This is a genomic window from Phytopseudomonas argentinensis, from assembly GCF_900113905.1.
In the GTDB taxonomy this organism is placed as follows: Bacteria; Pseudomonadota; Gammaproteobacteria; order Pseudomonadales; family Pseudomonadaceae; genus Aquipseudomonas; species Aquipseudomonas argentinensis.
This window is the reverse complement of sequence record NZ_FORC01000002.1, coordinates 1,194,014-1,208,230: the sequence shown is the minus strand read 5'-3', so window position 1 is coordinate 1,208,230 and position 14,217 is coordinate 1,194,014. Positions and strand designations below refer to the sequence as shown.

The window sequence follows — 14,217 nt, the reverse complement described above, 5'->3', positions numbered from 1 at the left end:
TCATTAAGTCTCTTCGCGCTCGCTGCCGGACGGGTCATCCGCAGCGTTAGAGACCGTTTCCGGCTCCCCATGGTTCGACTCATCGCCAGCGCGCGCCAGATCGTCGAAGTCGGTTTTCAGGCCCTGTTCCATGGCGTCCAGCTCGGCCAGCAGCGAGCCGAAGCTGGTCTCGGCCTTGGCCTGAGCGTCGGTTTCGGGCTCGCCGTCGTCATCCGCCAGGGCCAGATCGGCGCGCGCCTGCAGGCTCTGCGGCACCGCCGGGTCATCGTCGTCCTGGGCCAGCACCGGCTCGGGCTCCAGCTCGCGCAACGCGGCCAGCGGCGGCAACTCGTCGAGGTTCTTCAGGTTGAAGTGATCGAGAAAGCCCTTGGTGGTGGCGAACATGGCTGGCCGCCCGGGCACGTCGCGATAGCCGACCACGCGAATCCACTCGCGCTCCTGCAGGGTCTTGACGATCTGGCTGTTGACCGCCACGCCGCGGATCTCTTCGATTTCACCCCGGGTGATCGGCTGACGATAGGCGATCAGCGCGAGGGTCTCGAGCATCGCCCGGGAGTAACGCTGCGGGCGCTCCTCCCAGAGCCGACCGACCCAGGGCGAAAAGCTGTCGCGAATCTGCAGGCGGTAACCGGAGGCCACCTCCTTGAGCTCGAACGCCCGCCCTTTGCAACTGCCGCCGAGAATCGCCAACGCCTTGCGAAACACATCTGCCTCGGGGCGCTCGGCCTCCTCGAACAGCTCCATGATCCGCTCGAACGACAGCGGCTTGCCGGAGGCCAGCAGCAGGCCTTCGAGCAAGGTGGAAAGTTGCTTGGGATCGGACAGGTTCATCGTCTGGGCAGGGTCTGCTTGGGGCTGGGCGGCGCCAGCTTAACAAATCAGCGCGCGCCATGCCGTCACGGGTTGACGACCTCGCTCGCCGCGATGATCTCGGCCACCAGCACTGGCCCGGGCCCCTGCAGGTAGTACTCGGCCTCGGCGGGCTCGCGCAAACGCATGAACTCGCTTTCACCGATCTGCATGGTGTGCCCCGCCTCCATCTGCGCACCGCTCTGAATCAGGTAACCGAGCACATTATTGAAGATGTCCATGTAACGCTGGCCTTCATGGTGACCGGCAGCCAGCGCGGCGAAATCCGGTAGACCGAAGGCCTCGCTGCCATAGGTACGCATCCACACACCCTGCACACCCTCGACCTGATACTTCACGAAGCCGCAGTACAGCATGGTCAGTGGCAGGTCACGGAGAATCTCCAGGCTGTGCTCGCCCATGTCCTCATCAGCGAACACGGCAGCCGGCAAGGAGGTGCGCGCGGTCTCGTTGAGCACCGCCAGCGCACCGAAACCGGCCAGGGCACCGGCAACGGCAGCCAGGGCGACATATTGCTCCAGCGGATCGGTTTCATGGCCCGCGTAGTACAGCAACATATGGCTGGCCTGCTGGCGTACCTCGTCCTTGAGCTGTTGCGGGTAGTGCGCCGGGGCGACGCAGTTTTCCAGAGCGTCAGCAGGAAAAGGATGATCGAAACCGACCATTTTCACTACATGGCGACCCCAGCCGGCCAGGGCGAAGAACGCTTCGACCTCGTCTGAAATATCGCAGCGCGCAGCAACCATGCTCGGATGGTAGCGACGCAGGGCCGCGGTCAGTTGCGACTCGCCGATATCGAGACGCTGGCCGAACACGATCTGCAGGCTCGGCGGGTTCTCGATGTCCGGCTTGGCCACCAGTTCGCTGGTGTCGGTATTGGCGGCGTCCTGACGGCCGAAGAAGCGCGAGAAAAGACTCATTGAATCGTCCTGATTAATGGGTAGGAAAACGACGAAAAGTAGGAGGCGAATACTGCGACTCAGTTCTCGGGCGCCAGTTCCTCGACGCCCTGCTCGCTGCGCAGGCGTACATGTACGGCGGCGAAGGCCTCGTTCTGCACCAGCTCGACCAGTGATTCCTTGACCAGTTCGAGAATCGCCATGAAGGTTACCACCACCCCAAGGCGCCCCTCCTCGGCGGTGAACAGCTGCACAAAGGGCACGAAGGCACCGTCCTTGAGGCGGTCGAGCACGTCGCCCATACGCTCGCGTGTGGACAGCGCCTCGCGGCTGACCTGGTGGCTTTCGAACATGTCGGCGCGGCGCAGCACCTCGGCCATGGACACCAGCAGCTCCTGCAGCTCGACCGTCGGCAACAGCTTGCGCGCCCGCGCCTCGGGCGCCTCGACCCGCGGCACGATCAAGTCGCGGCCCACCCGCGGCAGGGCGTCGATGCCTTCGGCAGCCGCCTTGAAGCGCTCGTACTCGAGCAGCCGGCGAATCAGCTCGGCACGGGGGTCGTCTTCCTCCTCCTCGGCTGCGGCCGAGCGCGGCAGGAGCATGCGCGACTTGATCTCGGCGAGCATGGCCGCCATCACCAGGTACTCGGCCGCCAGCTCCAGGCGAACGCTGTGCATCAGCTCGACATAGCCCATGTACTGGCGGGTGATTTCCGCCACGGGGATGTCCAGGACGTCGATGTTCTGTTTGCGGATCAGATAGAGCAGCAAGTCCAGCGGCCCCTCGAAGGCTTCGAGAAACACCTCCAGGGCGTCCGGCGGAATATACAAATCCACCGGCAGCTCGGTGAGCGCCTCGCCATACACCATGGCGAACGGCAGCTCCTGCTGGGCACCGGCCTGGCTGTCGAGGGTCTCGGTCACGGTGGTCATCGAGTCAGCGCGACTCGAAGGGTGATGGATCGCCGCAACCCACGCGGATCACCTCAGGCTCATCATCTATCAAGCCGATGACGGTGGAAGCCTCGAGGCCACCGAAGCCGCCATCGATGACCAGATCCACCTGGTGTTCGAGCGCCTGGCGCATCTCGTAGGGATCGCTCATCGGCAGATCCTCGCCGGGCAGGATCAGGCTGACGCTCATCATCGGCTCACCCAGCTCTTCGAGCAGCGCCGCGGCGATCGCATGGCTGGGCACCCGCAGGCCGATGGTGCGGCGCTTGGGGTGCAGCAGCATGCGCGGCACTTCGCGCGTGGCATTGAGTATGAAGGTGTATGGGCCCGGGGTGTGGTTCTTCAGCAGGCGAAAGGCCGCGGTATCGACCTTGGCGAAGGTGCTGAGTTGCGACAGGTCGCGGCACACCAGGGTGAAGTTGTGCTTGTCATCGAGCTGGCGCAGGCGGCGAATGCGCTCCATGGCGTTCTTGGCGCCCATCTGGCAGCCCACCGCGTAGGACGAGTCGGTCGGATAGACCACCACGCCACCATTGCGGATGATATCGACCGCCTGCTTGATCAGACGGGCCTGGGGACTCTCCGGGTGTATCTGAAAAAACTGGCTCATGACTAGCAACTCTCAAACGGCGTGGTACGAGGGCGCGCAGCCGAAACGCGTCCATAACGGGCAAAGATCATCGGGCAAAGGCCGGTACAAACCCAGCTCCGACCAGTCGCCTGGCGCGTGAAAATCGCTGCCGACACTGGCCAGCAGGCCGAACTCGCGCGCCAGGATCGCCAGGCCACCGACCTGCTCGGCCGGCTGCATGCCGTTGACGACCTCCAGCGCATGGCCGCCGGCCGCGGCGAAAGCCGCCACCAGCTTGCGGCGCTTGCTGCGCGTGAAGTCGTACTGCCAGGGGTGCGCGAGGCTGATCCATGCGTTGGACTGGCGCAGCGTCTCGAGCGTTTCATCTAACGTCGGCCAGTGCTGCTTCACGTCACCGAGCTTGCCGGAGCCCAGCCATTTGCGAAAGGCATCGGCGCGATCCTTGACGAAACCGCCACGCACCAGGAACTCGGCAAAATGCGGCCGCGCCGGTGCGTTGCCGCTTTCACCCTGGGCCTGCTGGATCGCCCGCGCACCTTCCAGGGCGCCCGCCATACCCTTGAGCGCCAGGCGCCGGGAAATCTCCTCGGCGCGCAGCCAGCGCCCCTGGTGCAGGTTGGCAATGGCCTGGCGCAGGGCCGGCGCGTCGCGGTCGAAGGCATACCCAAGCACGTGGATGGTCGCGCCGCCCCAGGTACAGGACAGTTCGATGCCATTGACCAACTGCATACCCAGCTGGCTCGCCGCCGCGCCGGCCTCATCGAGCCCCTCGAGGGTGTCGTGGTCGGTCAGCGCCAGCATTTCTACGCCACGCCCGTGGGCTCGCGCGACCACCTCGGCAGGCGGCAGGGCGCCATCCGAAGCGGTGCTGTGGCAATGAAGATCAACCTGCATAAGGGGCGCTTTCCCGACGATTCATGTTTGTTATTATGCCGCGGCTGGCAGATTCTTGCTGGCCATCCCGCGCTCCTCCTGCGCTTTTCTCGCGGTTCACCGCCTGGCCCACAAGGATCGACATGCTCTACGCCATCACCGCCACCGACGTGGAAAACTCCCTCGAGCTGCGCCTCTCCGTTCGCCCTGCACACCTGGCTCGCCTGGAACAGCTGAAAACCGAAGGGCGCCTGATGCTGGCCGGCCCCAACCCGGCCATCGACAGCAACGATCCGGGTCCGGCGGGTTTCACCGGCAGCCTGATCGTCGCCGAGTTCGAGTCGCTGGAAGCCGCCAAGACCTGGGCCGACGCCGATCCGTTCCGCACCGCCGGCGTCTACGCCAGCGTGGTGGTCAAGCCCTTCAAGCACGTACTGCCGTAATCGGCAGTCGTCATCTCTGTCATGAGCGAGCTGCTGCTGATCGACGACGACGTCGAACTCTGTGACCTGCTGGCCAGCTGGCTGACCCAGGAGGGCTTCCAGGTCACTGCCTGCCATGACGGCCAGAGCGCGCGCCAGGCATTGGCGCAACAGGCCCCGGACGCCGTGGTGCTGGACGTGATGCTGCCCGATGGCAGTGGCCTGGAGCTGCTCAAGCAATTGCGCGGCGAGCACCCGGAACTGCCGGTCCTGATGCTCTCGGCCCGCGGCGAGCCACTGGACCGGATCCTCGGCCTGGAACTGGGCGCGGACGACTACCTGGCCAAACCCTGCGACCCCCGCGAGCTCACGGCCCGTCTGCGCGCCGTGCTGCGCCGCAGCCTGCCGCCGGCGACCTCCAGCCAGCTGGAACTGGGCGACCTGCGTTTCAGCCCGGCCCGTGGCGTGGCTGCGCTGGGTGCCGAAGGCCAGGAAATCGTCCTCACCCTGTCCGAAAGCCGGGTGCTCGAAGCGCTGCTCAGGCAGCCGGGCGAGCCGGTCGACAAGCAGGCGCTCGCCCAACTGGCCCTGGGCCGCAAGCTGACCCTCTACGACCGCAGCCTGGACATGCACGTCAGCAACCTGCGCAGGAAGATCGGCCCGCACCCCGATGGTCGGCCGCGCGTGGTCGCCCTGCGGGGGCGCGGCTATTACTACGCGCCCTGATGCATACCCTGGCCGCTTTACATAGCGACAGCGCTCTTTACCCTGCCTTTACCTTGGCTGACTGCGCCTTACCTTGAACGCCCTAATCTGGGCACATCCGGCACTCATCTGAACAGGCCGGCTCCCAGACCAAGGAGATACACCATGCGCAAGACCATGACCGCCCTGCTCCTCGCCATGACCCTGCCGACCCTGGCCATGGCCGCTCCCGGTGACGATCACCGCCCGGGTGGCCCGGGCCCAGGACCGCGTATGTTCCATGAGCTGGATCTGAACAAGGATCAGCAACGCCAGGTTCACAAGCTGATGGCCGACCAGCGAAAGAACGACCGTGAGATGATCCAGCGTTACCTCGACAAGCTGCCCGAAGCCGACAAGAAGGCCCTGGAGAGCGAGCGCAAGGCGTCCCACGACCAGCAGCGAAACGCCATACGCGCCCTGCTGACGCCCGAACAGCAGAAGCGCTTCGACGAGCAGGTCGCCAAGATGAAAGAACGCAAAGCCGACCGCGAAGAATTCGAAGCCTGGAAAGCCGAACACAAGAAAGCCGGCTGACCCTGGCGCTGGCCGTGACGGCGGCCAGCCCACTCCCGCCTGCGCCACTGATGTGGGGCAGGCTTTTGCCGTCCTGAGGAGCTGTTGTGCGTTCACTGTTCTGGAGAATTTTTGGCAGTTTCTGGCTGGCGATCGCCCTGGTCGCCGGCCTGTCCATGCTGCTCGGGCGCGCCCTGAATCAGGACGCCTGGATTCTCAACCAGCATCCCGGCCTGGAAGATCTGCCCGCACAATGGGTGCAAGCTTTCGAAAATGGAGGCGCGCGGGCGGCCCAGGAGGTCCTCGAACAGCGCAAACGGCGCTTTCGCATCGACACCCAGGTTTTGACCGAAGCCGGGCAACCAGCGGTTCGCGGCACCTTCCCACCCCGTGCAGCGGCCTTCGAGGAACGCAATCGGGGCGACAAGCACCTGCCCTGGCGGCGCTTGACCACCGATTACACCAGCCCGATCAGTGGTGAAACCTACCTGTTCGTCTACCGCATTCCCCACCCGGAACTTGATGCCTGGCATCGCGGCAGCCTGCTTTGGCCGTTGAGCGCGCTGGCTATCGCACTGGTGGTACTGACCCTGCTGAGCTTGCTGCTCACGTTGTCCATCACCCGCCCGCTGGATCGCCTGCGCGGCGCCGTGCATGACCTCGGGCAAACTGCCTACCAGCAGAACAGTCTGGCGCGCCTGGCCAGCCGGCGGGACGAGTTGGGTGTGCTGGCCAACGACTTCAACCGCATGGGCGCGCGCCTGCAGGATTTGATCGGCAGCCAGCGCCAGCTATTACGGGACGTCTCCCACGAGCTGCGTTCACCCCTCGCCCGCCTGCGCATCGCCCTGGCCCTGGCTGAGCGCGCCGAGCCGGCCGAACGCGAGAAGCTCTGGCCGCGGCTGACGCGCGAATGCGATCGTCTGGAAGACCTGATCAGCGAGATCCTTGCCCTCGCGCGCCTGGATGCCGAACCCGGCGCCGCCCAGCTCATTGACCTGGCGCAACTGGCCGCCAAGCTGCGCGAGGACATGAACCTCGGCCACCCGGATCAGCAACTCGCGGTCAGCCTGCAGCCGGGCATGCACCTTCACGGCTGGCCGGCGATGATCGAGCGGGCCCTGGATAACCTGCTACGCAATGCCCTGCGCTTCAATCCCGATGGCCAGCCGATCGAGCTGAACGTCGTGCGCCGCGGCAATGAAGCACACCTGGAGGTTCGCGACCATGGCCCCGGCGTAGCTGCCGAACACCTCGACCAACTGGGCGAACCATTCTTTCGCGCCCCTGGCCAGGCAGCAGCCGGCCACGGCCTGGGCCTGGCCATCACCCGCCGCGCCGCCGAGCGCCATGGCGGCCGCCTGCAACTGGAAAACCACCCGGACGGCGGTTTCAGCGCCACGCTGATCCTGCCGCTGGAGGCAGCGGTTTAGCCTTTCACTGACAGGCTGCTGGCAGCGCGAGCGGCCACTCGAAGGTCTCCGTGGGAGCGCCCGCGAATTCGCGCATGGCGCGCTCCCAAAGAAGGGCCGCCAATACACTTCATCCGGTACAAGGCGCGCTAGAATCAGGCCTGGGTTTTGCCCGCCCAGCCGCTGACGAATTCGTCGACATTCACGGCCGGTGCAGCGCGCAACTCGCGCTGCGGCGTGCCCAGGTACAGGTAACCGATCACCTGCTCGTTGGCCGCCAGCCCCAGGCCGGCGTCTACCACCGGGTCATGGGACAGCTCGCCGGTGCGCCATACCGCCCCGACACCCTGGGCATAGGCGGCGAGCAGAAGGCCGTGAGCGGCGCAGCCGGCGGCCAGCACCTGCTCCTGGGCCGGCACCTTGGGGTGCTCCTGGGTGCGGGCGATTACCAGGATCAGCAGCGGCGCGCGCAGCGGCATGTTGCGCGCCTTGGTCAGCGCCTCCTCGTCGGCATCCGGGTACTTGCTGGCGATCGCCTCGGCGAACAGCTCACCCAGCGCGTGGCGCGCCTCACCCTCGACGGTGAGAAAACGCCAGGGCCGCAGCTGACCATGATCCGGCGCACGCAGCGCCGCCTGGAACATCAGCTCGCGTTGCTCGGCAGTCGGCGCCGGCTCGATCAGGCGCGGGGCGGAAACTCGGTTGATCAGCGCATCGAGGGCATCCATCGGCTCACCTCCAGAAAAAGAACCGGGATTCTACCAGCCAAGCCTGCCGACCATGAGCAATGCGTGAGCATCGCGCCATGTTCCAATGGGGCGTGCCGACTTGCGCATCGCATCGTTTACCACAGCTCAGCGGCGACCGGGCCTCGAGCACCGCGTGCCCCAGGCGAGTTATCGGGCGCGGCGCCCGCCCCGGGCTCTCACGGAAAGCGGGCGAACCGCTGTCGGCGGCGAAGCAATTTCAGGCAGCCCGCTAGGCCACCCGGTCAGGCGACAGTTCCGGCTGCAGGGGCGGCGTCAGCGGCGGCAGGCCATAGGCCTTGCGGGCATCGTCACAGCGCGGATTGTGCTCGCCGTTGGCCCAGGAGGCCTGGAACTCCCGACAGGGGCTGGAACGCTGCTCGTACATCGTGCAGCGGGTGCCCTGGCCGACATCGCCGAGCAGCGCGTTACAGCGCGCCGGCTTGGTTTCGGTGCCGCGCATGGCCACCCGGTGCGGGGTGATCTGGATGACCTGCTCGTCCGGCACCGTGCCGCCGGCCGACTGACATTCGCCCCAGAAGAAGGACACACGAAAATACGCGCAGCAGGCGCCGCACGTTAGACAAGGATTGCTATCGGACATGATCAGAGGGCTCAGAAACCGGCAAGGGCCGGCACCTGAGGGCGTATTCTATGCACCGCAAGCAACTTGTAAAGAGGCCGCAAAGCACCGGACGACGGGCGCGCGGGCAGGTTTACAGCAGTGGCCGCACAGGTAGAATGGCGCCACTTTTTCGCGGATAAAACCGATGGCCTGGCCGACCCTACGACTCATCGCGTTCATCAATGGCATTTTCCTGATCACCCTGGCCATCGGCATGACCGGCCCCATGCTGACCCTGGTGGCATTCGAGCGGGCAACGGAACTCAGCCCCTTCATCTGGTCGAGCCTGATTACCTTTATCGCCGGCCTGTCAATGATCGTGCGTGGCCGCCCACAGGACGTGCACCTGCGCCCCCGCGACATGTACCTGCTGACCGTGTCGAGCTGGCTGATGGTATGCATCTTCGCCGCCCTGCCCTTCATGTTCACCCAGCACATGAGCTACACCGATGCCTTCTTCGAAAGCATGTCGGGCATCACCGCTACCGGTGCCACGGTGCTGATCGGCCTGGACAACATGTCGCCGGGCATACTCATCTGGCGCTCGATGCTGCACTGGCTCGGCGGCATCGGCTTTATCGCCATGGCAGTGGCCATTCTGCCGATGCTGCGCATCGGTGGCATGCGCCTGTTCCAGACCGAATCCTCGGACCGCTCCGACAAGGTCATGCCGCGCTCGCACATGGTCGCCAAGTACATGGTGGTGGCTTACCTGGGCATCAGCCTGCTCGGCTGCCTGGGCTTCTGGTTGGCCGGCATGAGCTTTTTCGATGCGATCAACCACAGCATGTCGGCAATCTCCACGGGGGGGTTCTCCACCTCGGACCTGTCCCTGGCCAAGTGGACACAGCCGGCCGTGCACTGGGTCGCCGTGGTACTGATGATTCTTGGCAGCCTGCCCTTCGTGCTCTATGTCTCGACCCTGCGCGGCAACTATGGCGCCGTGTTGGGCGATCAGCAGGTTCGCGGCTTCCTGGCCATCCTGCTGGGCACTTGGCTGATTCTCGGCACCTGGTACTACATGACCACGGATCTGCACTGGCTCGATGCATTGCGCCACGTGGCGGTGAACACCACCTCGATCATGACCACTACCGGCTTCGCCCTCGGCGACTATTCGCTGTGGGGCGGCTTCGCCGGGATGCTGTTCTTCTACCTGGGTTTCATCGGCGGCTGTTCCGGCTCTACCGCCGGCGGCCTGAAAATCTTCCGTTTCCAGGTCGCCTACATCCTGCTTAAGGCCAACCTGATGCAGCTGGTGCACCCGCGGGCGGTGATCAAGCAGCAATACAACCGCCACCGCCTTGACGAAGACATCGTCCGCTCGATCCTCACCTTTTCGTTCTTCTTCACCATCACCATCGCCTTGCTGGCCCTGGCCCTGACCCTTTGCGGCCTGGACTGGATCACCGCACTGAGCGGCGCGGCCAGCACCGTGGCCGGTGTCGGCCCGGGCATGGGCCCGATCATCGGCCCGGCCGGCACCTATGCCAGCCTGCCGGATATGGCCAAGTGGCTGCTGACCCTGGGCATGCTGCTGGGGCGCCTGGAGATCCTCACCGTGCTGGTGCTGTTGATGCCGGCATTCTGGCGACATTGATCGCCCGCCGCCGCGGACGACCGGGCGTCCCAACCGCCACGAATCGGCCTAGACTTCCCTGCATAACAACAACAGGAAGCCGCCGATGAACAGCCAGCCCCGGGAGCGATTCAACTCCTTCGCCGAGTTCTACCCCTATTACCTGCAGGAACACCGCAACCCTACCTGCCGCCGCCTGCATTACCTCGGCAGCCTGCTGGTGCTGCTGGTACTCGGCCATGCCCTGATCAGCGGACAATGGCTTTGGCTGCTGGCCCTGCCGGTGATCGGCTATGGCTTTGCATGGGTCGGCCACTTCATCTTCGAGCGCAACCGCCCGGCCACTTTCCAGTATCCGCTGTACTCGCTGATGGGCGACTGGGTGATGCTCAAGGACATGCTCACCGGGCGCATTCGCTTTTGAAATGCCTGCCGGCCAAGGGCCCGCGTCGATTGCACGACGCGCTTGGCCAGCTGACGGCATTGTGCCTTTGCCGGCCTCGCTCGCAGCGTATATGATCGCCATTTTCCGCTGGCCCCGTCCGCACGCCGATCGCAGCCAGGCGCTCGGTCATGCAGTCGGACTTTCAGCAGGGGTCGCCGTCAGCGCATGAATACCACTCTACCCATCGTCCCGCATGGCCTGCCATCGTTGCTCACCCGCGAGTACTACTCGCGGGTGCTGGCCTATATCGCCATGGCTGCCAGCGTCGCCGCCGGCACCTACGTTCAGGTGTTCAGCCACAGCCTGCTGTGGCTGGTGCCCTACGCGTTGCTCTATCCGCACCTGGCCCACTGGGCGAGCAAGCGTTTTCGCGACGAACACCGCCATCGCACCCTGATGACTCTGCTGTTCGTCGACGCCCTGCACTGCGGGGCGTTTGCGGCGCTGCTCGGCTTCTCGGTGGTGCCCAGCCTGATGTTCCTGCTGACCCTGAGTTTCAGCACCCTGATCGTCGGCGGCTTGCGCGACATGGGCCTGGCGCTGCTGGTGGCGTTGAGCGGCACCCTGCTCACCGCCTCGCTCGGGGAATTGCACGTGGCCCCCGAAACCCCGGCACTGGTGGCCCTGGTGAGCATCGGTTTCACCATCCTGTATATCTGCATCACCGCCTATTTCGTCCACCAGCAAGGCATTCGCCTCGCCCAGGTGCGCAACCAGATCACCAGCGAGCAGGAAAAGGCCGCACGCCTGGCCCGCAACCTGGCCAAGTACCTGTCGCCCCAGGTATGGGAGTCGATCTTCAGCGGCAAGAAGCACGTGCGCCTGGAAACCCAGCGCAAGAAACTCACGGTGTTCTTCTCCGATATCCGCGGTTTCACCGAGCTGTCCGAAGAGCTGGAAGCCGAGGCCCTGACCGACCTGCTCAACACCTATCTCAACGAGATGTCGAAGATCTGCATGAAGTTCGGCGGCACCATCGACAAGTTCATCGGCGACAGCGTGATGGTGTTCTTCGGCGACCCGAGCAGCCAGGGCGCCAAGAAGGACGCCATGGCCGCGGTGTCGATGGCCATCGCCATGCGCAAGCACATGAAGGTGCTGCGTCAGCACTGGCGCGCCCAGGGCATCACCAAGCCGCTGGAGATCCGCATGGGGCTCAACACCGGCTATTGCACGGTGGGCAACTTCGGCGCCGACACGCGCATGGATTACACCATCATTGGCCGTGACGTGAACCTCGCCAGCCGCCTGGAAAGCGCCGCCGAAGCCGGCGAGATCCTGATCTCCCACGAGACCTATTCGCTGATCAAGGACGTGATCATGTGTCGCGACAAGGGGCAGATCAACGTCAAGGGCTTCACCCGCCCGGTGCAGATCTACCAGGTGGTGGATTTCCGCCGTGACCTGGGCGCCAGCTCCAGCTACGTGGAGCACGAGCTGCCCGGCTTTTCCATGTACTTGGACACCAACGGCATCCAGAACTTCGACAAGGAGCGGGTCATTCAGGCGCTGCAACAGGCGGCCGAGAAGCTGCGCGACAAGATCATCATGTAATGCCCGCGGCTGCTCAGCAGCTGCGCATCGCGCCCGCCGGCAGCCTGGTACTCGCGGGCGCGCCACTGAGTAATGGCTGGCTGGCGAGAAACTCGGCAGCCGATGCCCGCCACGACTGCCGCCCCGCCTCCTCCGCGCATCGCCTGCGATCGAGCTCCAGCGCCGCCAGACAGGCCTGCTGCAGATCCTCGCCGAGCACTCCCGTCACCCCCGGCACCACCACATCCAGGGGCCCGGGCACGGCAAAGGCCGCCACCGGGGTGCCGCAGGCCTGGGCCTCGAGCATCACCAGGCCGTAGGTATCGGTGCGTGAAGGAAATACCAGCACGCTGGCGCGCCGGTAGAAATCGGCAAGCGCCTCGCCATGCTGATAGCCAAAGAACTTCACCTCCGGACAGGCCTGCTGCAGCGCCTGCCGCTGCGGGCCATCTCCGACCACCCACTTCTCGCCCGGCAACTGCAGATCGAGAAACGCCTGCAGGTTCTTTTCCGGTGCGATACGCCCGACATAGAGGAAGATCGCACGCACGGGTTCTGCATGCCCCTGCCTGGGCGCGAAGAGCCGTGTATCGACGCCCTTGCGCCAGAGCACCAGGCGCTTGAGGCCACGTTCGGCCAGGCCGGCACGCAACCGCTCGGTACTGACCAGCACCGCCCGGCTGCGCCGATGGAACAGGCGCAGGCAGGCATACCCCACGCCCAGCCCGAGCCAGGCGCAGCGCGCCGTCAGGTATTCGGGAAAGCGCGTATGCACCGCGCTGGAAAAGGCCAGGCCGTGCCGCACCAGCCAGCGCCTGGCGGCCCAGCCCAACGGCCCTTCGGTGGCCAGGTGCACGCAGTCCGGCGCGAACGCCTCGATGGCTGGGCCAACGCGCCACAGGTTCCACGCCAGGGGAATTTCCCCATAGGTGGGGCATGGCACGCAGCGAAAGCCCTGGGGCGACAGCACCTCGACCTGATGGCCCAGGGCGCGCAGCTCAACGATCAGAGCCTGCAGGCTGGTGACCACGCCATTGACCTGCGGCGCCCAGGCATCGCTGATGATCAGCAGCCTCATGCCGCCGGCTCGATGGCCACCACCTTGTCCGCCTGCAAGCCTGCCAGGCGTTGCTGCTCCTCGGCGAGCCGGTAGAGCTCGATACGCCCGTCCGGGTGCTCGATCAGCGCCGTGCAGGACTCCACCCAGTCACCGCAGTTGAGGTACTCGACATCGCCGAGCTTGCGGATCTCGGCATGGTGGATGTGCCCGCACACCACGCCATTGAAGCCGCGGCGCGCGCACTCGTGGGTGATGGCTTCCTCGAAGTCGCTGATGAAGTTCACCGCCGTCTTCACCTTGTGCTTGAGATAAGCCGACAGCGACCAGTAGCCATAGCCGTACCGGCGCCGCCAATGGTTGAGCCAGCGGTTGAGCACCAGGGTCAGGGTATAGGCCGAATCACCGAGAAAGGCCAGCCAGCGGTGATAACGGGTGATCACGTCGAACTGGTCGCCGTGGATGACCAGTAACTTGCGGCCATCGGCCGTCACGTGCTCGGCCTCGTCGACCAACTGGATGTTGCCCAGCAGCAACTTCGAGTAGCGGCGCAGAAACTCGTCGTGGTTGCCGGTGACGTAGATGACTTCGGTACCGCGCTTGCTCATGGTCAGCAAGCGGCGGATCACGTTGGTGTGCGCCTGGGGCCAGTAGATACCGCCGCGCAGCTTCCAGCCATCGATGATGTCGCCCACCAGGTAGATGCGTTCGGCCTGGTAACGCTTGAGAAATGCCGCCAGGTGCTCGGCCTGGCTGTCGCGCGTGCCCAGGTGCACGTCGGAGATCCACAGCGTGCGCACACGTTGCTTGCGGCTCGGCCTTACCAGGGGTGCGATGCTCATCGGGCGGTCTCCGGCATATTTTCGGCCGAGCTTGCGCGAAGGCGGTGAAATGATTGTGAACGCGCCATGGCAGTTCGATGACGACCACTCTGCGAACTCGCCGTTGTTG

The 14,217-nt window shown here is 65.1% G+C and carries 16 protein-coding genes; 7 read left to right on the top strand and 9 right to left on the bottom strand.

Features of this window, described 5'->3' with window-relative positions:
* Positions 1-3: 3 nt before the first annotated feature.
* From scpB to BM154_RS14045, 5 genes are all read right to left on the bottom strand, one after another.
* Positions 4-831: an SMC-Scp complex subunit ScpB gene (gene scpB, locus BM154_RS14065; RefSeq protein ID WP_074884938.1), complete on the bottom strand. Its 828-nt coding sequence runs from the start codon at positions 829-831 to the stop codon at positions 4-6.
* Between the two features lie 65 nt (positions 832-896).
* Positions 897-1,790 carry a DUF4261 domain-containing protein gene (locus BM154_RS14060; RefSeq protein ID WP_074884932.1) on the bottom strand — a complete coding sequence of 298 codons (894 nt, stop codon included), beginning with the start codon at positions 1,788-1,790 and terminating at the stop codon, positions 897-899.
* Positions 1,791-1,849: 59 nt separating this feature from the next.
* The gene (locus BM154_RS14055) at positions 1,850-2,701 is read right to left on the bottom strand and encodes a segregation and condensation protein A (RefSeq protein WP_074884929.1); all 852 of its coding nucleotides are present in this window, start codon (positions 2,699-2,701) and stop codon (positions 1,850-1,852) included.
* Between the two features lie 4 nt (positions 2,702-2,705).
* Positions 2,706-3,332, bottom strand: coding sequence for an L-threonylcarbamoyladenylate synthase (locus BM154_RS14050; protein ID WP_074884926.1), 627 nt, complete (start codon positions 3,330-3,332; stop codon positions 2,706-2,708).
* Positions 3,333-3,344: 12 nt separating this feature from the next.
* Positions 3,345-4,208, bottom strand: coding sequence for a PHP domain-containing protein (locus BM154_RS14045; protein WP_074884923.1), 864 nt, complete (start codon positions 4,206-4,208; stop codon positions 3,345-3,347).
* 122 nt (positions 4,209-4,330) lie between these two features.
* Between BM154_RS14045 and BM154_RS14040 the strand changes: the two genes are divergently transcribed.
* From BM154_RS14040 to BM154_RS14025, 4 genes are all read left to right on the top strand, one after another.
* Positions 4,331-4,630, top strand: a complete 300-nt coding sequence (locus BM154_RS14040) for a YciI family protein (RefSeq protein WP_074884919.1) — start codon at positions 4,331-4,333, stop codon at positions 4,628-4,630.
* A 21-nt stretch (positions 4,631-4,651) separates the two neighbouring features.
* The gene (locus BM154_RS14035) at positions 4,652-5,335 is read left to right on the top strand and encodes a response regulator transcription factor (protein ID WP_074884917.1); all 684 of its coding nucleotides are present in this window, start codon (positions 4,652-4,654) and stop codon (positions 5,333-5,335) included.
* A 144-nt stretch (positions 5,336-5,479) separates the two neighbouring features.
* A complete protein-coding gene (locus tag BM154_RS14030) occupies positions 5,480-5,890 on the top strand; it encodes a Spy/CpxP family protein refolding chaperone (RefSeq protein WP_074884914.1) in 411 nt (136 codons plus the stop codon).
* 86 nt (positions 5,891-5,976) lie between these two features.
* Positions 5,977-7,302, top strand: coding sequence for a sensor histidine kinase (locus tag BM154_RS14025; RefSeq protein ID WP_074884911.1), 1,326 nt, complete (start codon positions 5,977-5,979; stop codon positions 7,300-7,302).
* 134 nt (positions 7,303-7,436) lie between these two features.
* Here the strand turns inward: BM154_RS14025 and BM154_RS14020 are convergent, their stop codons facing one another.
* Positions 7,437-8,009: an NAD(P)H nitroreductase gene (locus BM154_RS14020; RefSeq protein WP_074884907.1), complete on the bottom strand. Its 573-nt coding sequence runs from the start codon at positions 8,007-8,009 to the stop codon at positions 7,437-7,439.
* 250 nt (positions 8,010-8,259) lie between these two features.
* The gene (locus BM154_RS14015; protein WP_074884904.1) at positions 8,260-8,631 is read right to left on the bottom strand and encodes a YkgJ family cysteine cluster protein; all 372 of its coding nucleotides are present in this window, start codon (positions 8,629-8,631) and stop codon (positions 8,260-8,262) included.
* 166 nt (positions 8,632-8,797) lie between these two features.
* On the opposite strand from BM154_RS14015, the gene BM154_RS14010 reads away from it, so the two are divergent.
* From BM154_RS14010 to BM154_RS14000, 3 genes are all read left to right on the top strand, one after another.
* Positions 8,798-10,252, top strand: a complete 1,455-nt coding sequence (locus BM154_RS14010; RefSeq protein WP_074884901.1) for a TrkH family potassium uptake protein — start codon at positions 8,798-8,800, stop codon at positions 10,250-10,252.
* A gap of 85 nt (positions 10,253-10,337) precedes the next feature.
* Complete coding sequence (locus tag BM154_RS14005; protein ID WP_074884898.1) at positions 10,338-10,655, top strand: Mpo1-like protein; 318 nt, start codon at positions 10,338-10,340, stop codon at positions 10,653-10,655.
* 186 nt (positions 10,656-10,841) lie between these two features.
* Entirely contained in the window at positions 10,842-12,230 is a 1,389-nt protein-coding gene (locus BM154_RS14000) for an adenylate/guanylate cyclase domain-containing protein (RefSeq protein ID WP_074884895.1), read from the top strand.
* A gap of 13 nt (positions 12,231-12,243) precedes the next feature.
* On the opposite strand, the gene BM154_RS13995 is transcribed toward BM154_RS14000, so the two are convergent.
* Together BM154_RS13995 and BM154_RS13990 are read right to left on the bottom strand one after the other, a co-directional pair.
* Positions 12,244-13,287: a glycosyltransferase family 4 protein gene (locus BM154_RS13995; RefSeq protein ID WP_074884892.1), complete on the bottom strand. Its 1,044-nt coding sequence runs from the start codon at positions 13,285-13,287 to the stop codon at positions 12,244-12,246.
* Complete coding sequence (locus BM154_RS13990; RefSeq protein ID WP_074884890.1) at positions 13,284-14,108, bottom strand: UDP-2,3-diacylglucosamine diphosphatase; 825 nt, start codon at positions 14,106-14,108, stop codon at positions 13,284-13,286. The genes BM154_RS13995 and BM154_RS13990 overlap by 4 nt, the downstream gene beginning before the upstream one ends.
* Positions 14,109-14,217: the final 109 nt, after the last annotated feature.